The sequence below is a fragment of the Micromonospora humidisoli genome (assembly GCF_016900955.1).
Classification (GTDB): domain Bacteria; phylum Actinomycetota; class Actinomycetes; order Mycobacteriales; family Micromonosporaceae; genus Micromonospora; species Micromonospora wenchangensis.
Map to the genome: position 1 here is coordinate 231,946 of NZ_JAFEUO010000006.1, position 17,972 is coordinate 249,917.

The window sequence follows — 17,972 nt, forward strand, 5'->3', positions numbered from 1 at the left end:
CCCGCGCTGACCGTCCGGTGCCGCCGGACGGTCAGCGCTGCGCGGTCAACCTGACCGCGTTGCACACGTCGACCACGCCGGGCACCTCCCAGGCGACCCGGCCGGCGAGCTGCCGGGCGTCGACATCGGGGACGACCCCGCCGAGGATCGCCACCCGGTTCTGCACGGTGACGGTGATCCGCCGGGCCCGCAGGCCGACCCCGCTGACGATCCGGTACGCCACCTCGGCGGCCAGCCGGACGTCCTCGCCGGGCGGGCCGGGCGGGTCGGGCTGCGGACGGAACCAGCTCTCGTCGGGCAGCGGCCACGGCATCACCACGCCGTGCTCCTCTCCCGGGGCCGTTCGGTCGCGTCGGACCGGGACCAGTCCACCGCCGCCCGGCGGGTGTCGAAGACCGGGAACACCCGGTCCAGCCGCATGGTGTGCAGCACGGTGCGGACGAACCGGGACGGCCCGGCGAGGCTGAGTTGCCGGTCCCGCTGCCGGGCGTCCTGCCGGGCCCGGACCAGTTCCCCGAGCGCGGTGGAGTCGATCAGGTGCACCCGGGCCAGGTCCACCACCACGTGCCGGTCGGCCCCGACGGCCTCGGTCAGCGCGCCGTGCAGGGCATCGCCGGTGGCGAGGTCCAGGTCACCGGCGGCGGTGACGACCGCGACCTCGTCGAGGTGCTCGACGCCCAGCACGCCGAGCGGGTCGCCGCGGCGCGGGGCACGCGTGGGTGCCGGGCCCGGTTCGGGGGCCAGGTCGCAGCGGGGGCAGCGGTGCGGCCCGGTGGCGAACGGCGAACCCGTCCAGCCCTGCTCGGCCACGAACGTCCAGACCACCTCGGCGTCGGGCAGGACGCAGGCCGGGCCGCTCGCCACCGCCCCGCAGCTGTCACAGATCAGCGTCATCAGCGGTTCGTCAGGTACGACGGTCATCGGATCTCCTCCTCGAGGATGGCCGTGGCTCTCCGGTGGTCGTGGCCCGGTGCGCGGTGGTCGACCGGAGACCCCGCGCGCCGGACCACGACCGGTTCCGGTGGGTCAGGGCTCGGTCCGGCCGCCGGCGGTGCCGACGACCAGCGCCACGGCGACCCCGGCCAGGCCGACCTGCACGATCAGCTGTCGGAGCGTGAAACCGTCGCTGTCGATGCCCACCAGCCGGCTGACGATGGTGCCGAGCAGCGCGGCGACCAGGCCGACGGCGAGGGTGAGCCAGAGCGGGACCTGCGTACGGCCACCGGCGACGAGCCGGCCCAGCGCGCCGATGACGAGCCCGACGACGACGGCGGCGACGATCCCGGGCACGCTCACCGACTGTGCTCCCGGACCCGGCGTGGGGCGGGCTGCCGGTGGGCGGCGGACGGGACCGGCCCGCCGTCCACCCGCGGGGCCCGTGGGGTGGTGACCATCGGCAGCACCCGGGACACCCGGGCGGCGCTGAGCACGCGCAACGCCCGGGCGCTCGGGTCGCGCAGGGTCAGCACGCCGCCGTGGCGGGCCAGTTCCCGGTGCACGTCGAGCAGTAGCCCGATCGCGGCGGCGTCGAGATGCCGGCACTCGGACAGGTCCACCACCACGTGGGCCGGGCGCAACGCGACGAGCCGGTCGAAGACCTGCCGGGACCGGGCCAGCGCGGCCAGGTCCAGGTCGTCGGTGACGCACACCTCCACCAGCGGTACGGTGCATTCCGGGCGGGACGCTCCCACGACTCGTCCTCCTTCCACGCTCGCTGTCCGGCCCCAGCCTCCGGGGCGAGGTTGGCGACCGCCGCGCGGACGTATGTCAGTTGCGTGACAAATCCCGCGTTGGCCGTGCCCGGTTCGTCATCGTCGCCGCCCACCGGGCACGATTTCCCGATGGCGGGCGTACTGGTGATCGAGGACGACGACCGGATCCGTCTGGCGCTGCTGCTGGCCCTGGAGGACGAGGGCTACCTGGCGCGCGGGGCGGCCACGGCCGAGGAGGGGTTGCGGGCGCAGCGGCAGGACACCGCCGACTACGTGCTGGTCGACCTGATGTTGCCCGGCCTGGACGGGTTCGAGTGCATCAGGCAGTTGCGCCGCGACGACGACGTGCCGATCGTGGTGGTCAGCGCCCGCGACGACACCCACGACATCGTCGCCGCGTTGGAGGCGGGTGCGGACGACTACCTGGTCAAGCCGGTGGCCATCAAGGAACTCTCGGCCCGGTTGCGGGCGCTGCGCCGCCGGGGCCGGACCGCCGTCGTGCCGTCGGCGGCGGTGCCGGTGCTGGTCTTCGGCGCGTTGGAGATCAGCCCGGAGGCCGGCGAGGTGCGCCGGTCGGGACGGCCGGTGCCGGTGACCCGCACCGAGTTCCGGTTGCTCTGCGAGCTGGCCGAGCACGCCGGCCGGGTGCTGTCCCGCCAGCAGCTGCTCAGCCGGGTGTGGGGCTACGAGACCGGCGACGAGCGGCTGGTCGACGTGCACGTGGGCCGGCTGCGGCAGAAGATCGAGGCCGATCCGGCGAACCCCCGGCACCTGGTCACCCTGCGGGGCCTCGGCTACAAGCTGCAACGATGAGGCGGCTCGGCCTGCGGGCCCGGGTCACCGCCGCGTTCGCGATCGGGGCGTTGCTGCTGTCGGCGCTGATGGCGCTGATCTCGTACGAGCTGGTGCGCCGCTCGCTGCTCGACGAGCGGGAGCGTACGGCGCTGCGGGCGGCGTACTTCGACGCGGCGGTGGTCCGCGCCGGCCTGGACACCGACACCCCGGACGTCTACGAGGTGCTGCGCACCCTGGATACCGGGGGCAGCCGCCGGGCCCTGGTGCACCGCGACGGCCGCTGGTATGCCCGCACCGCCGACGAGGGGCCCTCCGGTGCGGTGCCGGCCGGGCTGATGGCGATGGTCGCCGACGGTGAACCGGCGGTGCAGCGGGTCCGCGTCGACGGGCAGCCGGCGCTGCTGGTCGGGGTGCCGCTGGCCGACGCGACCGGCTACTACGAGATCACCTCGCTGCGGGAGCTGGAGCAGACCTTCCAGGTGCTGGCGTTGGCGCTGACCGTGGTGGCGGTCACCGTCGCCGGCTCCGGCGCGGCGCTGGGCTGGTACGCCACCCGGCACGGGCTGCGGCCGTTGACGGCGGTGGCCGACGCCGCCGAGAAGATCGCGGCGGGGGACGTGACCGCCCGGCTCGCCCCCGGCACCGACCCGGACCTGGCCCGGCTGTCCACCTCGTTCAACCGGATGGTCGACCAGGTGGCGGTCCGCATCGAACGGGACCGGCGGTTCGCCGCCGACGTCGCCCACGAGCTGCGGTCGCCGTTGCAGACGCTGGCGGCGGCGGCGAGCGTGCTGTCCCGGCGGCGCGAGGGCCTGGACGACCGGACGGCCACCGCCGCCGGCCTGGTCAGCGAGGAGATCACCCGGTTCCAGCAGTTGGTCAACGACCTGATCGAGCTGGCCCGCAGTGACCGGCCGGCGCAGCGCGAGGAGGTCGACGTGGTGGCGCTGGCCCGGGACGTGTGCCGGGGGCGGGGCCTGCCCGGTTCCCTGGTGGAGGCCGGGCCGCCCGCCCCGGGACACTGGTCGGTCGACCCCCGCCGGCTGGAGCAGTTGCTGGTCAACCTGCTGGACAACGCGGTCCGTTACGGCGGCGGCCCGGTCGCGGTGCGGCTGTGGCTCTCCGACGGCACCGGGGTGGTCGAGGTCGACGACGCCGGCCCGGGGGTGCCGGTGGCCGACCGGGAGGTGGTCTTCGACCGGTTCGTCCGGGGGCGGGCCGCGCACGACCGGGCCGGCGGCGACGGGACCGGCCTGGGCCTGGCACTGGTCGCCCAGCACGCCGCCGCCCACGGCGGCCGGGCCAGCGTGTCCGACCGGCCGGGCGGCGGCGCCCGGTTCCGGGTGGAGCTGCCGGGGAGCCGACCGTGACCCGCCGGCCGGTGGCGGTGCTGGTGGCGGCGCTGCTGCTCGCCGGCTGCGGGGTGCCGGCCGACAAACAGCCCCGGTCAGTCGAACCGCCGTTCGGTCCGCCCGCCGCCCCGGCCGCGAGCAGCGCCCCCGGCCGGGTGGAGCAGGCGTTCTGCCTGGTCCGTGGTGGTCAGCTGGTGCGTACGGTCCGGCAGGTCGACGCGGCCGGCGGGGTGGACGGGCACCTGCGCCGCCTGCTGGAAGGCCCCACCCGGGCCGAACGGGCGGTCGGCCTGGGCACCGCCCTGCCCGGCGCGGTGCACGTGCTCGGCGTCCGGGTGGTCGACGGGCGGGCCCAGGTGGAGGTGGAGCCACCGGGGGAGGAATCCGGTCGCAGCGACGAGGTGCTCGCCTACGGGCAGATCGTCTGCACCCTGGACAGCCGTTCCGACGTCGCCGGGGTGTCGTTCCTACTGCGCGGCCGGCCGCTGGAGGTGCCCCGCGCCGACGGCTCGCTGTCGGCCGGGCCGCTGACCGCCGCCGACTACCCGGCGCTCACCGGCCCGGACTGACGCCCACGCCGGGCCCGGGGCACGACCAGCGGGGTGCCCGTCTCCGGGTCCTCGACGATCCGGCAGGGCAGCCCGAACACCTCCTCGACGAGGGCGGCGGTGACCACCTCACGCGGGTCGCCCTGGGCCACCACCCGGCCGTCGCGCATGGCGATCAGGTGGGTGGCCCAGCGGGCGGCGTGGTGCAGGTCGTGCAGCACCGCGACCAGGGTCCGGCCCTGTTCCTCGTGCAGCCGGGCGCACAGGTCGAGCACCTCGATCTGGTGCGCGACGTCCAGGTAGGTGGTGGGTTCGTCGAGCAGCAGCAGGGAGGTCTGCTGGGCCAGCGCCATCGCGATCCAGACCCGCTGCCGCTGCCCGCCGGAGAGTTCGTCGACGGGCCGCGCGGCCAGCTCGGTGACGCCGGTGGCGGCCATCGACTCGGCCACCACCCGCTCGTCCTCGGTCGACCACTGCCGCAGCAGCCCCTGGTGCGGGTAGCGGCCCCGGGCGACCAGGTCGGCCACGGTGATGCCCTCCGGCGCGACCGACGTCTGCGGCAGCAGGCCGAGGGTGCGGGCCACCTCCCGGGACCGCATCGTGTGGATGTCCCGGCCGTCGAGCAGCACCGTGCCGGCGGTCGGCCGCAGCGTCCGTGCCAGGGCCCGCAGCAGGGTGGACTTGCCGCAGGCGTTGGGGCCGATCACCACCGTGAACGACCGGTCCGGCACGGCCACCGTCAGGTCCCGGGCCACCACCCGCCGCTCGTAGGCCAGGGTCATCCCGACCCCGCCGAGTCGACTCGTCACCGTGTCCTCCTCAGATCCGTGCCGCGCGACGGCGCGCGGCGAGCAGCCACACCAGGTAGGCCCCGCCGATCAACCCGGTGACCACCCCGACGGGCAGTTGGTGGCCCTCGATGGTCCGCTGGGCGGCCAGGTCGGCGGCGAGCAGCAGCACCGCCCCGGTGCCGGCGGCGGCTGCCAGGTTCGGTCCGGGCGTCCGGGTGAGCCGGCGGGCCAGGTGCGGCGCGACCAGGGCCACGAAGGACACCGGTCCGGCGGCGGCCGCCGCCCCGGCGGCGAGCAGCACCGCCGCGCCGAGCAGCAGTTGCCGTACCAGCGACACCGGCACGCCGAGCGCGGTGGCGGTGTCGTCGCCCAGCTCGATCAGGTTCAGCGCCCGGGCGGTGCCGGCCACCACCGGCGTGAGTAGCGCCAGCAGGCCGAGCAGCGGGACGGCCTGCGCCCAGTCCCGCCCGTCGAGGCTGCCGGTGAGCCAGAGCACGGCGCGGGCCGCGTCCATCAGCGGGGCCCGGGTGAGCAGCCACCCGTTGACGCCGGTGAGGATCGCCGTGGTGCCGATGCCGACCAGCACCAGCCGGTAGCCGTGCACGCCGTGCCGGCCGGCCACCGTCCACAGCAGCAGGCCGGTGGCGAGGCCGCCGAGCAGCGCCGCGCCGGACAGCAGCAGGGTGCCGCCCCCGGTCACCACCACGATCAGCGCGCCGGTCGACGCGCCCTGGGTGACACCGAGCACGTCGGGGCTGCCCAGCGGGTTGCGGACCAGTGACTGGAGGATCGCGCCGGACAGCGCCAGCGCCGCGCCGACGCCGAGCGCGGTCACCAGCCGGGGCAGCCGCAGCTCGCCGACGATGAAGTTCTCGGCGACGGTGCCGCCGCCGGTCAGGGTACGCAGCACATCGGCGGTGCTCATCGGGTAGTCGCCGCCGCCGATCGCGAGCACCCCGAGGACGACGGTCAGGGCGGCGGTGCCCAGCCCGACGGCCACGCTGCGGCCGCGCCAGCGTACCGAGCGGGTGCCGATCCGCACCGCCCGGGCCAGTGGCCGGGCCGGTGCGGCGGCGGGGCGGGTGCGGCTCACCTGCGGGCCACCAGACGCAGGAACAGCGGCCCGCCGAGCACGGCGGTGACCAGGCCGACCTGGAGTTCCCCGGGTCGGCCGAGGACCCGGCCGAGCACGTCGGCGCCGAGTAGCAGCACCGGGGCGAGCACCGCCGCGTAGGGCAGCAGCCAGCGCAGGTCGGGGCCGGTCAGCGCGCGGACCAGGTGGGGGACGAGCAGCCCGACGAAGACGATCGGTCCGCAGGCGGCGGTGGCCGCGCCGCAGAGCAGGGTGACCGCGGTGACCGTGCCGGCCCTGATCAGTGCGGGGCTGGCACCCAGCGCGCGGGCCGCGTCGTCGCCGAGGGCCAGGGCGTTGAGCGGGCGGGCCCCGGCCAGCCCGACCAGCAGGCCGGCCAGGATGAACGGGGCCACCGTGGCGACGGTGGTGAAGTCGGCGGTGGCCAGCGAGCCGACCGTCCAGAACCGCAGCCGGTCCAGCGAGGCCGCGTCGAGCAGCATGACGGCGCTGACGAACGAGTAGAGCACCGCGTTGAGGGCGGCCCCGGCCAGCGCGAGCCGTTCCGGGGTGGCCTGTCGGCCGCCGCCGACGGCGTGCACCGCCACCGTGACGATCACCGCGCCGAGCAGGGCGAACCAGATCCAGCCGCGGACGGAGGCGATGCCGAGCAGGGCGGTGGCGGTGGCCACGGCGGCGGACGCGCCGGCGTTGATGCCGAGCAGGCCGGGGTCGGCGAGCGGGTTGCGGGTGAGCGCCTGCATCAGCGCGCCGGCCACCCCGAGGGCGGCCCCGGCGAGCAGCCCGAGCAGGGTACGCGGCAGCCGCATCTGCTGCACCACCGCGTGTTCGGGGGCGTCGGGGGAGAACAGGCCGTGCCACACCTCGACGAGGGTGAGCTGTTTCGCGCCGACGGCGATGCTGAGCACCGTCACGGCGACGAGCAGCAGCAGGCCGGTGCCGAGTCCGGCGGCCCGGACGCCGATGCGCCGGCGGGTCGGTGTCCGGGCCGCCGCGGCGGTGGGTGAGGATAGGGTGGCGGACAGTGTCGGCTCCAGGGGCGAAGAGCGGCGTGCACCGGGTTGACAGTGATTTAGGTTAGGTTAGCCTAACTGTGCTGTCGCGGATCGTCACGGTCCGCACCGGATCGAAAGACATCGCATGTTGCCTTCCTCGTCCTCACCCCGTCTCTCCCGCCGGGGGCTGCTCGCCGCCGGTGGGGGTGCAGCCCTGACCGCGCTCCTCGCCGCCTGCGGCGGGGGCGACGGCCCGGCGGAGCCCGCCGGCAACGGCCCGGCCGGCCCGTGGAGTTTCACCGACGACCGCCAGCGCAAGGTCGAGACGGCCAGCATGCCGACCCGGGTGGTCGCCTTCACCGGGGTGGCCGCCGCGCTGGTCGACTTCGGACTCGACTCCGCGCTCGTCGGGGTGTTCGGCGAGACCACCCGCACCGACGGCTCCCGCGAGCCGCAGGCCGGTGACCTCGACGTCGACAAGGTCACCGTGCTGGGCAACGTCTGGGGTGAGTTCAACGTGGAGAAGTACGCCGCGCTGCGCCCCGAACTGCTGGTCACCCACATGTACGACCCGGACGCCCTGTGGTATGTCCCCGACGAGAGCCGCGACAAGATCCTCCAGCTCGCGCCCAGCGTGGCGATCGCCACCGCGCGTACCCCGATGACCCGCCCGATCGAGCGGTACGCCGAACTGGCCCGCTCGCTCGGCGCGGACCTGTCCGCTGCGAAGGTCACCACGGCCAAGGCCCGCTTCGAGGCTGCTGCCGAGCAGGTGCGGGCGGCGGTCAAGGCCAACCCGGGCATCCGGGTGATGGCCTCCTCGGGCAGCCCCGACCTGTTCTACGTCTCCAACCCGAAGGTCAGCACCGACCTGATGTACTTCGCCGAGCTGGGCGTGGACATCGTGGTGCCCACCAAGCTGGAGGCCGGCGACTACTTCGAGGCGCTGAGCTGGGAGAACGCCGGCAAGTTCCCGGCCGACCTGATCCTGCTGGACAACCGTTCCACCGCGTTGCAGCCCAAGGACCTCGCGGCCAAGCCCACCTGGGCGCAGCTGCCGGCGGTCCGGGCCAACCAGGTGACCCCGTGGGACGCGGTGCCCCGGTTCTCGTACGCGGGGGCGGCCCCGCTGCTGGAGAACCTGGCCGCCGCGATCCGTTCCGCCAAGCGCCTCGGCTGACTGCCGGCCGGCGGCCGTCCAGGTCGGACGGGAGTCCGGCGGGCCGCAGCCGGCAGGACACGCCGCGTCCCCCTCACCGGTCCGGTGCGCCAGCCGCCGGGGGCGAGGGGGACGGCGATCGACGGTTCAGGCCGCCTCGACGGTACGCGCGCGGCGCGTGGGTCGGCCGGGCTGCTCCCGTACGGTGCGCCTGTCGTCGACGACGCCTGTCGTCACGTCGCCGGCCATGGTCAGCGCCCGGTGGGCGTTGCGGGCGGCGTCGCAGGGCCACTCCTGGTGTTCGCAGAGCAGGTTGTCGCACCGCCCGGACTGGTCGGGGTGGTGCGCGTCGATCACGTCGAGGGCCATCCGCCACAGGAGCGGATCGGTGACCCCGGCGGGAACGGCGGCTCGGGTATGTCGCTGCGGGCGGTCGGTGTCGGGCACGGTCTCCCCCTTTGTCGGTACCGAAGAAGAGTCTCCACCCCGCGCGCAAGCGAAACCAACCGCCCCGGGTGGGGATGACCACCGCCACGCTGCGGATCTGTCCGACAGCGTGACCGTTCGTGCCCCCATTCCGGGTAAGTCCGTGCGTTGCGTTCGCGGGAAAAAGACGGTGGTTGCGGGCGGGCCGGCCGGGGGAGGATGCCGGCATGCTGTTGATCGTCCCGGCCGACCCGCTGCGCCCCCGTCGACCGGACCCGCACTTCGCGGCGGAGGCGCAGGCGGCCCGGGAGGCCGGGCACCCGGTCGCCGTCGTCGACCACGACGCCCTCGCGGCGGGGCGGGACGTCACCCGGGCGGTCGCCGGGGTGCCCGCCGCCGACGACGCGGTCTACCGGGGCTGGATGTTCTCCGCCACCCGGTACGCCGGCTTCGCCGAGGCGCTGCGCGCCCGGCAGGTCACCCTGCGCACCGACCCCGACCGGTACCGCCGCGCCCACGAGCTGCCCGGGTGGTACGCCACGGCGGCGGCGCTCACCCCGGAGTCCCGCTGGACGGTCGGCGTCGACCGGGCCGACTTCGACCGGGTCCGCACGGCGCTGGGCAGCGGCCCGGCGGTGCTGCGGGACTGGACCAAATCCGCCAAGCACCACTGGCACGAGGCGTGTTTCGTGCCGGAGCTGACCGACGGTGACGCCGCCTGGCGGGTCGCGACCCGGCTGCGCGAACTGCGCGACGACGACGTCGCCGGTGGTTTCGTGCTGCGCCGCTTCGAACCCCTGGCCGGCGTCGAGATCCGCACCTGGTGGGTCGACGGCCGCTGCGTGCTCACCGGGCCGCACCCGGACACCCCGACGGAGCTGCCCGACGTGCCGGCGGACCTCGGGCCGCTGGCTGCCGTGGTGGCGGCGCTCGACCTGCCCTTCGTCACCGCCGACCTGGCATGGCGGGCCGACGGCCGGTGGCGGCTGGTGGAGATCGGCGACGGTCAGGTCAGCGACCGCCCGTCCACGATGGCCCCACAGGCACTGATCGCCGCCCTCGGCTGAGCCGGGGCGGCCCGACCCGGCGGCCCGCCCAGCCAGTGGTGATCAACAGCAGGGCCGCGAGGTAGGTGGTCATCACCCACAGCCCGTGGCCGGGCAGCCGGACGCCCGTCGCCTCGACCCCGATCAGCAGGTCGGACAGGAGGAACAGCGCGCCCCCGGCGGCCACCCGCCGGGACACCCCCCACCCGGCGGCGGCCATCAGGGTCAACGCCAGGCTGTAGCCGAGCACCGGTAGCCGCAGGTCGCCCAGCCGGCCCCAGAGCAGCGCGTTCGCCGCCGCCCACAGGGCCAGGTAGCCGGCGACGGCCGACGCGGGTGGCCGCCGGTGCCGCAGGAACGCGGTCAGGAACGCCAGCTGGGTGCCGAGGAAGCACCCCATCCCGAGCAGGAACGCGGTGCTGCCGGGTACCAGCAGCGCCACGTCACCGGCGGTCGCGCAGACCAGCCCGGTCGCCACCGGGTCCCACCGCCGGCTGACGGCGAGCAGCCAGCCGAGCAGCAGCGGGGCGAGCAGCGGCTTGGCCGCCCACTGCACGGCCGGCGCGTCGAGGGCGACCCCCATCAGCTCGACGGCGGCGGCCAGCCCGAACGACCCGAGCCACCACCGGCCGACCACGCCGGACGCCGGCCGGCCCAGGCCGGCGCGGGTGCTGTTCATCGGGTGGGCTGCCAGCCGGGGCGGCCGAGAACGTGCCCGAGCCGGTGCCGCCACGAACCGGCCCGCCGGACGTCGGCCCAGATCGCGGCGTACTCGTGGGTGGCCACCCGCAGCGGGTTGTAGGTGCCGATGTTCGTCGTCAGCCCGTACCGGACGGCGGTGTCCTCCGGGGCGAAGCTGCCGAAGAGGCGGTCCCAGACGATCAGGATGCCGCCGTAGTTGCGGTCCAGGTACTCGCGGTTCGCGCCGTGGTGCACCCGGTGGTGCGACGGGGTGTTGAAGAACCACTCCACCGGCCGGGGCAGCCGGTCGACCCGCTCGGTGTGCAGGAAGAACTGGTAGAGCAGGCTGACCGACTGCTGGAGGAAGATCATCCAGGGTGGGATGCCGAGCAGCGCCAGCGGCAGCCAGAACGGCAGCGAGGTCATCGGCGTCCAGCTCTGCCGCAGCGCGGTGGAGAGGTTGAAGTGGGTGCTGGAGTGGTGCACCACGTGACTGGCCCAGAACAGGCGTACCTCGTGGTGGGTGCGGTGGAACCAGTAGTAGGCCAGGTCGTCGGCGACGAACAGCAGCACCCAGGTCCCGACGCTGGTGGGGGAGAGCTGCACCGGCGCGACCGTCCACAGCGCGACGTAGAGGCCGACGGTGAGCAGTTTCCACGGGAAGCCGATCAGTTGGCTGCCGGCGCCCATGGTGAGGCTGGTGGTGGTGTCCCGCCGCTCGTAGCCGCGTTCGTCGTCGTCCGGCGCGAACCGGTACGACCACGCCTCGACGGCGATGAGCAGCAGGAACGCCGGTACGGCGTAGAGCACGGCGGGGATCATGTGCGACGTTCCCTTCCGGGGGACGGGCGACGGGGGTGGACGCCCGGGACGGGTCGGCGGGTGGGGTGGTGCGGGTCGACCGGTGGGGGATGCCCGCCGGTCAGCCGGTCGGGCTGGTGAGGGACGCGGTGAGCAGGGTGTGCGCCTCGGTGGCGGCGTCGTCGCCCCGGCCCTCGGCGATCGCGGCGGCCAGCCGGCGGTGCCCGGCGACGTCCAGCAGTTCGGCCGCGCGTCGGGCCGGCGGCACCTCGCCGACGGCCAGCGCCCCGGCCACCAGGCTGTTGAACGAGAGCAGGTAGGCGGTGTTGCCGCTGCCGGTGACGATGTGCCGCCACAGCGCGATGTTCGCCTCGGCCATCGCGGACAGGTCGGGGGCGAGCGCGGCGAACCCCTCGACGGTGTCGACCACGACCCGGCGTACCGCTGCGGGGGCCCGCACCGCGCAGCGTCGGGCCGCGTCGACCCCGACGCAGGCGCGCATCTCGAGCATGTCCCGGACCAGGTGCTCCACCGGCAGCACGTCGCCGGACTGGGCGAGGGACAGGGCCAGGTCGAGGCCGGCGTGCACCCGCCAGTCCAGCACCCGGGTGACGCCGCCCTGGCTGACCCGCAGCAGCCCGAGCTGCTGGAGCCGACGCAACGCCTCCCGGACGGCGTGCCGGTTGACCGCGAACGCGGTGGCGAGTTCGCGTTCCCCCGGCAGCGGGTCACCCGGGGCGTGCCGCCCGCTGACGATGGCGTCGCGGAGCTGGCCGAAGACGTGGTCGGAGACGGAGCTGCGGGGTGCGGGGACGAAGGTCACGGCAGCAGTCTGGCGGCGTACCGGTCAACCCGTCAACTGGTTGGACCAGTTGCGTCGAAAAAGACGGCGGCCGGGTCGGGTGACCCGGCCGCCGTCCGACGGACCCACCGGTGACCCCCGCCGGAGTGCGCCCGGCAGCGGCCGTCCGGACCTCAGCCCCGGCCGCGCTCCCGGCGGTAGCGGCGGATCAGCGCGGCGGTGGAGGAGTCCACGTCGGCCAGGTCCGGCGCGTCACCGGTCAGCTTCGGGGCGAGCTGGTTGGCCATCACCTTGCCCAGCTCCACCCCCCACTGGTCGAACGGGTTGATGTCCCACACCACGCCGCAGGTGAACACGATGTGCTCGTAGAGCGCGATGAGCTGGCCCAGCGTCGACGGGGTGAGCTTCGGCGCGATGATCGAGGTGGTCGGGTGGTTGCCCGGCATCACCCGGTGCGGCACCACGTCGGCGGCCGTCCCCTCCGCCTCGACCTGCTCCTTGGTCCGGCCGAAGGCCAGCGCGGCGGTCTGCGCGAAGAAGTTCGACATGAACAGGTCGTGCATCTCGCCCAGGTCGTGGTTGGGCTGGCTGAACGCGATGAAGTCCGCCGGGATCAGCACGGTGCCCTGGTGGATGAGCTGGTAGAAGGCGTGCTGGCCGTTGGTGCCCGGCTCGCCCCAGAAGATCTCCCCGGTCGGGTGGTCCACCGGAGTGCCGTCCAGGGTCACCGACTTGCCGTTGCTCTCCATGGTGAGCTGTTGCAGGTACGCCGGGAACCGGTGCAGGTACTGCGAGTAGGGCAGCACGGCGTGGGTCTGCGCGCCGAGGAAGTCGACGTACCAGACGTTGAGCAGGCCCAGCAGCGCCGGTAGGTTCCGCTCCACCGGCGTGGTGCGGAAGTGCTCGTCGACGGCGTGGTAGCCGGCCAGCAGCTCGCGGAACCGGTCCGGCCCGACCGACAGCATCACCGACAGCCCGACCGCCGACGGCAGCGAGTACCGGCCACCCACCCAGTCCCAGAAGCCGAACATGTTCTCCGGGTCGATGCCGAAGTCGGCCACCCGGCCCGCGTTGGTGCTCACCGCCACGAAGTGCTTCGCGATCGCCGCGTCGTCGTCGGCGTCCAAGCCCGACAGCAGCCACGTCTTGGCCTGCTCGGCGTTGGCCAGCGTCTCCTGCGTGGAGAAGGTCTTCGACACCACCACGAACAGGGTGCTCGCCGGGTCCAGGTCGTGGGTCTTGTCGTGGATGTCGGTCGGGTCGATGTTGGAGACGAACCGGCAGGCGATCCCGCCGTCCCGGTACGCCTTGAGCGCCTCGTACGCCATCACCGGCCCGAGGTCGGAACCGCCGATGCCGATGTTGACCACCGTGCTGATCCGCTCGCCGGTGTGCCCGCGCCACTGCCCGGAGCGGACCCGGTCGCTGAACGCGGCCATCCGGTCCAGCACCCGGTGCACGTCGGCGACCACGTCCTGACCGTCGACGGTCAACGCGGCGTCGCGCGGCAGCCGCAGCGCGGTGTGCAGCACGGCCCGGTCCTCGGTGGAGTTGATGTGTTCCCCGGCGAACATGGCGGCGATCCGGTCGGTCAGCCCGACCCGCCCGGCCAGCGCGGTGAGCAGCCCGAACGTCTCGTCGGTGACGAGGTTCTTGCTGTAGTCGACGTGCAGGTCGGCGACCTCGCCGGTGAGCCGCTCACCCCGTTGCCGGTCGGCCGCGAACAGCTCCCGCAGGTGGGTGCCGCGCATCGTCTCGGCGTGCTTGCGCAGCGCCTGCCATTCGTCGGTGGTGGTCACACTCGCAGCCATCGGGTCGATCTTCTCCTTCACGACGGTCGTCGGCGCGTGGTGCCGCCGACGGTTCGCGTCCCAGCCTGCCACCCGGGGCGCGGTCACGCGACGCGACCCGGCGCGGCGGGCGGCGCGGCGTGCCCCGCGACACGCCAATGCGACAGGTGTACGACACGCCGCCACGGCGAGACAGCCCGCCGTCGCCGACAGTAGGCTCGCCCCTGCCCCGCCCCCTTCGGTCCGGGAGGAACCATGGCGACGGTGACCGGTCCCCGCCGGGCGGCCGGCGCGGACGAGCCCGCCGAGCATGACGCCGCCGACGCCGGGCTCGACCTGCCGGAGCTGGCCGACGGCGCCTGGATGCACCACGCCACCACGTTCGCGCACACCAGCTTCCGCGCGGTGGCCCGCCGGCTGCCCCGGCTGGTGCGCGAGGCCGTCGCCCTGGGCTGGGCCACCAGCCGGCGCGACACCCTCGCCGCGATCGGGCTGAACCTGGCCGCCGGGGTGATGACCACCCTCGGCCTGCTCGCCACCACCGGCGTCCTGCGGGAGTTGTTCGCCGCCGGCCCGACGCCGGACCGGGTCCGGGCCGCGCTGCCCGCGCTGGCGCTGGCCGCGGCGGCGGTGGCCGCCAAGGGCACCCTGACCGTCACCGCCGGCTGGGCGCAGGCCCGGCTGATCCCGCAGATCACCTACGCGGTGGAGCTGCGGCTGTTCGAGACCACCACGGCGGTCGAGCTGGCCGCCTTCGACGACGCCGGCTTCGCCGAGGAGATGGACCGGGTCCGCGACCGGGGCACGGCCGAGGCGGCGTCCATCGTCGACCATACGGTCAACCTGCTCACCGGGGTGGTGGGCGTGCTGGCCACCGCCGCCGCGGTGACCGTGATCCAGCCGTTGCTGCTGCCGTGCCTGATGCTCGCCGCGGTGCCCGAGGCGGTCACCGCGGTCCGGATGGCCCGCCGGCAGTACCTGGACATGCTGGCCCGGATCAACCGGCGTCGCCGGATGTGGATGCTGGCCAACCTGATGGCCAACCGGCACACCGCCGCCGAGGTGCGGGCCTACCAGATGCGCGACTTCCTGCTCACCGAGTTCCGCCGGATGATGAGCGCCGAGACGGCCGCGCTGCTGCGGTTGGCCCGCGCGCAGAGCCGGACCCGGGCCGTCGGGATGTCCGTCGGCGGGGTCGCCGCCTTCGCGGTCTACGCCGTGCTCGGTGGGTTGCTGCTCGCCGGCCTGGTCGCGTTGGCCGCGGCGGCGACCGCGCTGCTCGCCCTCCAGTCGGCCCGCAGCAGCCTCGCCCTCGCCGTCTTCGCCACCAACAACCTCTACGAGGACGCCCTCTACTACCAGGACTACCGGGACTTCCTCGACCGGGCCGAGGGCCGGACCGCCACCGGGCCGCAGCGACCCGCCACCGGCTTCGACACCATCGAGCTGGACCGGGTGAGCCTGCGCTACCCGGACACCGACTCCCCGGCCGTCGACGAGGTCAGTCTCACCGTCCGGCGGGGCGAGGTGGTCGCGCTGGTCGGGGAGAACGGCTCCGGCAAGACCACCCTGGCCAAGTTGATCGCCGGCCTCTACCGGCCCACCGGCGGGGCGATCCGCTGGGACGGCGTCGACGTGGCCGAGCTGGACCCGGCGTCGACCGCCGCCCAGGTGGCGGTGATGACCCAGGAGTGGTGGAAGTTCCCGTTCACCGCCGCGCAGAACATCCGCATCGGCCGGTACGACCGGGCCCCGGACGAGGCCGGGCCCACCGTCGAGGACGCCGCCCGGTCGGCCGCCGCGCACGACATGATCGCCGGCCTGCCGTTCGGCTACGACACCCTGCTGGCGCGGGAGTTCAAGAACGGCCACGACCTCTCCGGCGGGCAGTGGCAGCGGCTGGTGGCCGCGCGTGGCCTCTACCGGAACGCCCGCCTGCTGATCTGCGACGAACCGTCGGCCGCCCTCGACGCCCGCGCCGAACACGCGCTCTTCGAGCAGCTGCGGCGGCGGCCCGACCGCACGGTCGTGCTGATCACCCACCGGCTGGCCAACGTCCGGCACGCCGACCAGATCTTCGTGATGGACCGTGGCCGGCTGGTGCAGCAGGGCGACCACGACACGTTGATGGCCGCCGACGGGCCCTACCGGGAGCTGTTCGCGTTGCAGGCCAGCGGCTACCTCGCCGCCACCGACTAGCGGCGGCTCCGGCGAGGACGCGACCAAGGCATCGACGTTCGTTGAACTCTTGGAGATGTTTCGATAGCGTCACCCGGGTAACCGCTCGACCTCGGCGGTGGCGGCTGGGCGACGACGCGGGCGGGTGTGGCCTCCGGGCGACCACACCGCCTCCCCGGGCCGGCCACCGCACTCGGGCGAAAGGTCGGACGGTGCACCCCCACCGTCGTGAAAGGCTTCTGCCATGACACGTGTGTCCGCCCGCGGCAGCGGGCGTCGGACGACACCACCGCGGCTGCGTGCCGCACTGCTCTCGATCGCCACCGGCGTGGTCGCCGTCGGCACCACCGTCGCCCTCGCCGCCAGTGCCAGCGCCGGCACCACCCTCGGTGCCGCCGCCGCCGAGACGGGCCGCTACTTCGGCGCCGCGGTGGCGGTGAACAGGCTCTCCGACGCCGTCTACGTCGGCATCCTGAACCGTGAGTTCACCTCGGTGACCGCCGAGAACGAGATGAAGTGGGACGCCACCGAGCCCAGCCCGAACCAGTTCACCTACACCGGCGGCGACAAGCTGGTCAGCCACGCCGAGGCCAACGGGATGCGGGTCCGTGGCCACACGCTGGCCTGGCACCAGCAGCAACCACGCTGGACGGCGGTCCTGTCCGGCACCGCGCTGCGCAACGCCATGCTCAACCACGTCACCCAGGTCGCCACCCACTACCGGGGCAGGATCGACGCGTGGAACGTGGTGAACGAGGCGTTCGCCGACGGTGGCAGCGGTGGGCGTCGTGACTCCAACCTGCAGCGCACCGGCAACGACTGGATCGAGGCGGCGTTCCGGGCCGCCCGCGCCGCCGACCCGGGCGCGACGCTCTGCTACAACGACTACAACACCGACGGGCAGAACCCGAAGAGCAACGCCGTGTACGCCATGGTCCAGGACTTCAGGGCCCGGGGCGTGCCGATCGACTGCGTCGGCTTCCAGTCCCACGTCACCGCCCAGTCGCCGGTGCCGTCGGACTACCAGGCCAACCTCCAGCGTTTCGTCGACCTCGGCGTCGAGGTGCAGATCACCGAGCTGGACGTCGAGGGCTCCGGCAGTGCCCAGGCCGACAGCTACTCCCGCGTGGTCAGGGCCTGCCTGGCGATCTCCCGCTGCACCGGCATCACCGTCTCCGGCATCCGGGACACCGACTCGTGGCGGGCCAGCGTCACCCCGCTGCTCTTCGACGGCAACGGCAACAGGAAGGCCGCGTACACCTCCACGCTGGACGCGCTCAACGCGGGCGGCACCACCGTCCCGCCGACCACCCCGCCGCCGACCACGACCCCGCCGCCCACCACGCCCCCGCCGCCTCCTACCACGAGCCCGCCGCCCGGTGGTGACTGCGCCGCGTCGGTGTCGGTGAACGCCTGGTCCGGCGGCTTCGTGGCCACCGTCACGGTCACCGCCGGCCCGGCCGGGCTCGACGGGTGGGTGGTCGACCTGACCCTGCCGTCGGGCGTCACCGTCACCAACGCGTGGAGCGCGCAGAACACCGGCACCTCCGGTGCCGTCAGCTTCCGCAACGTCAGCTACAACAGCGCCGTCGGCGCGGGGGCCGGCACCGAGTTCGGTTTCCAGGGGACCGGCAACGGTCCCATCGGCACGGCGACCTGCGCCCGCGCCTGAGCGGACCCCACCCCGGCGCGACGGCGACGACCGTCGCGCCGGGGTGGTCCGGCCGCCCGTCGCACCCGGGCGGCCGAGGTCGCGTGGCCGCTTCGCGGGTGGAGAAGTTGGGGTCGGGCGTCCGGCGGGTG

At 74.3% G+C, this 17,972-nt stretch carries 19 protein-coding genes; 7 read left to right on the plus strand and 12 right to left on the minus strand.

Features of this window, described 5'->3' with window-relative positions; all coding sequences use genetic code 11:
- Positions 1-31 precede the first annotated feature (31 nt).
- The 4 genes from JQN84_RS22495 to JQN84_RS22510 form a co-directional block, all read right to left on the minus strand.
- Positions 32-313: a BON domain-containing protein gene (locus JQN84_RS22495; RefSeq protein WP_239486018.1), complete on the minus strand. Its 282-nt coding sequence runs from the start codon at positions 311-313 to the stop codon at positions 32-34.
- Positions 313-921 (minus strand): STAS domain-containing protein, encoded by a 609-nt coding sequence (locus JQN84_RS22500; RefSeq protein ID WP_204960511.1) that lies wholly within the window; start codon positions 919-921, stop codon positions 313-315. Before JQN84_RS22500 ends, JQN84_RS22495 begins: the two co-directional genes overlap by 1 nt.
- 105 nt (positions 922-1,026) lie before the next feature.
- Positions 1,027-1,296 carry a GlsB/YeaQ/YmgE family stress response membrane protein gene (locus tag JQN84_RS22505; protein ID WP_204960512.1) on the minus strand — a complete coding sequence of 90 codons (270 nt, stop codon included), beginning with the start codon at positions 1,294-1,296 and terminating at the stop codon, positions 1,027-1,029.
- Entirely contained in the window at positions 1,293-1,691 is a 399-nt protein-coding gene (locus JQN84_RS22510; protein WP_204960513.1) for an STAS domain-containing protein, read from the minus strand. Before JQN84_RS22510 ends, JQN84_RS22505 begins: the two co-directional genes overlap by 4 nt.
- 150 nt (positions 1,692-1,841) lie before the next feature.
- On the opposite strand from JQN84_RS22510, the gene JQN84_RS22515 reads away from it, so the two are divergent.
- Genes JQN84_RS22515 through JQN84_RS22525 form a run of 3 tightly spaced genes read left to right on the plus strand, consistent with a single transcriptional unit; the run spans position 1,842 to position 4,428 of the window.
- Entirely contained in the window at positions 1,842-2,525 is a 684-nt protein-coding gene (locus JQN84_RS22515; RefSeq protein WP_204960514.1) for a response regulator transcription factor, read from the plus strand.
- Positions 2,522-3,877: a sensor histidine kinase gene (locus tag JQN84_RS22520; RefSeq protein WP_204960515.1), complete on the plus strand. Its 1,356-nt coding sequence runs from the start codon at positions 2,522-2,524 to the stop codon at positions 3,875-3,877. The genes JQN84_RS22515 and JQN84_RS22520 overlap by 4 nt, the downstream gene beginning before the upstream one ends.
- On the plus strand, positions 3,874-4,428 hold the full coding sequence (locus JQN84_RS22525) for a GerMN domain-containing protein (RefSeq protein WP_204960516.1): 555 nt from the start codon (positions 3,874-3,876) through the stop codon (positions 4,426-4,428). The genes JQN84_RS22520 and JQN84_RS22525 overlap by 4 nt, the downstream gene beginning before the upstream one ends.
- On the opposite strand, the gene JQN84_RS22530 is transcribed toward JQN84_RS22525, so the two are convergent.
- The 3 genes from JQN84_RS22530 to JQN84_RS22540 are packed head-to-tail and all read right to left on the minus strand — an operon-like array spanning position 4,401 to position 7,328.
- Complete coding sequence (locus JQN84_RS22530; RefSeq protein ID WP_204960746.1) at positions 4,401-5,189, minus strand: ABC transporter ATP-binding protein; 789 nt, start codon at positions 5,187-5,189, stop codon at positions 4,401-4,403. The genes JQN84_RS22525 and JQN84_RS22530 overlap by 28 nt on opposite strands.
- A 37-nt stretch (positions 5,190-5,226) precedes the next feature.
- Entirely contained in the window at positions 5,227-6,252 is a 1,026-nt protein-coding gene (locus JQN84_RS22535) for a FecCD family ABC transporter permease (RefSeq protein ID WP_204960747.1), read from the minus strand.
- 35 nt (positions 6,253-6,287) lie between these two features.
- Positions 6,288-7,328 (minus strand): FecCD family ABC transporter permease, encoded by a 1,041-nt coding sequence (locus tag JQN84_RS22540; RefSeq protein ID WP_204960748.1) that lies wholly within the window; start codon positions 7,326-7,328, stop codon positions 6,288-6,290.
- A 103-nt stretch (positions 7,329-7,431) separates the two neighbouring features.
- Here JQN84_RS22540 and JQN84_RS22545 point away from each other — a divergent pair, with 103 nt between their 5' ends.
- On the plus strand, positions 7,432-8,466 hold the full coding sequence (locus JQN84_RS22545) for an ABC transporter substrate-binding protein (RefSeq protein WP_204960517.1): 1,035 nt from the start codon (positions 7,432-7,434) through the stop codon (positions 8,464-8,466).
- 126 nt (positions 8,467-8,592) lie between these two features.
- Here the strand turns inward: JQN84_RS22545 and JQN84_RS22550 are convergent, their stop codons facing one another.
- Positions 8,593-8,892 (minus strand): hypothetical protein, encoded by a 300-nt coding sequence (locus JQN84_RS22550; RefSeq protein WP_204960518.1) that lies wholly within the window; start codon positions 8,890-8,892, stop codon positions 8,593-8,595.
- A 206-nt stretch (positions 8,893-9,098) separates the two neighbouring features.
- Here JQN84_RS22550 and JQN84_RS22555 point away from each other — a divergent pair, with 206 nt between their 5' ends.
- Positions 9,099-9,938, plus strand: a complete 840-nt coding sequence (locus JQN84_RS22555) for an ATP-grasp domain-containing protein (RefSeq protein ID WP_204960519.1) — start codon at positions 9,099-9,101, stop codon at positions 9,936-9,938.
- Here JQN84_RS22555 and JQN84_RS22560 read toward each other — a convergent pair.
- The 4 genes from JQN84_RS22560 to pgi all read right to left on the minus strand — a co-directional run bounded on the left by JQN84_RS22560 (position 9,883) and on the right by pgi (position 14,012).
- Positions 9,883-10,596 carry a lysoplasmalogenase gene (locus tag JQN84_RS22560; protein WP_204960520.1) on the minus strand — a complete coding sequence of 238 codons (714 nt, stop codon included), beginning with the start codon at positions 10,594-10,596 and terminating at the stop codon, positions 9,883-9,885. The genes JQN84_RS22555 and JQN84_RS22560 overlap by 56 nt on opposite strands.
- Entirely contained in the window at positions 10,593-11,420 is an 828-nt protein-coding gene (locus JQN84_RS22565) for a sterol desaturase family protein (RefSeq protein WP_204960521.1), read from the minus strand. Before JQN84_RS22565 ends, JQN84_RS22560 begins: the two co-directional genes overlap by 4 nt.
- A gap of 100 nt (positions 11,421-11,520) precedes the next feature.
- Complete coding sequence (locus JQN84_RS32355; RefSeq protein ID WP_204960522.1) at positions 11,521-12,222, minus strand: FadR/GntR family transcriptional regulator; 702 nt, start codon at positions 12,220-12,222, stop codon at positions 11,521-11,523.
- Between the two features lie 152 nt (positions 12,223-12,374).
- Positions 12,375-14,012 carry a glucose-6-phosphate isomerase gene (pgi, locus tag JQN84_RS22575; RefSeq protein WP_204960523.1) on the minus strand — a complete coding sequence of 546 codons (1,638 nt, stop codon included), beginning with the start codon at positions 14,010-14,012 and terminating at the stop codon, positions 12,375-12,377.
- 234 nt (positions 14,013-14,246) lie between these two features.
- Between pgi and JQN84_RS22580 the strand changes: the two genes are divergently transcribed.
- Entirely contained in the window at positions 14,247-16,190 is a 1,944-nt protein-coding gene (locus JQN84_RS22580) for an ABC transporter ATP-binding protein (RefSeq protein ID WP_204960524.1), read from the plus strand.
- A 223-nt stretch (positions 16,191-16,413) separates the two neighbouring features.
- Complete coding sequence (locus JQN84_RS22585) at positions 16,414-17,841, plus strand: endo-1,4-beta-xylanase (RefSeq protein ID WP_204960525.1); 1,428 nt, start codon at positions 16,414-16,416, stop codon at positions 17,839-17,841.
- The last annotated feature ends 131 nt before the right edge of the window (positions 17,842-17,972 follow it).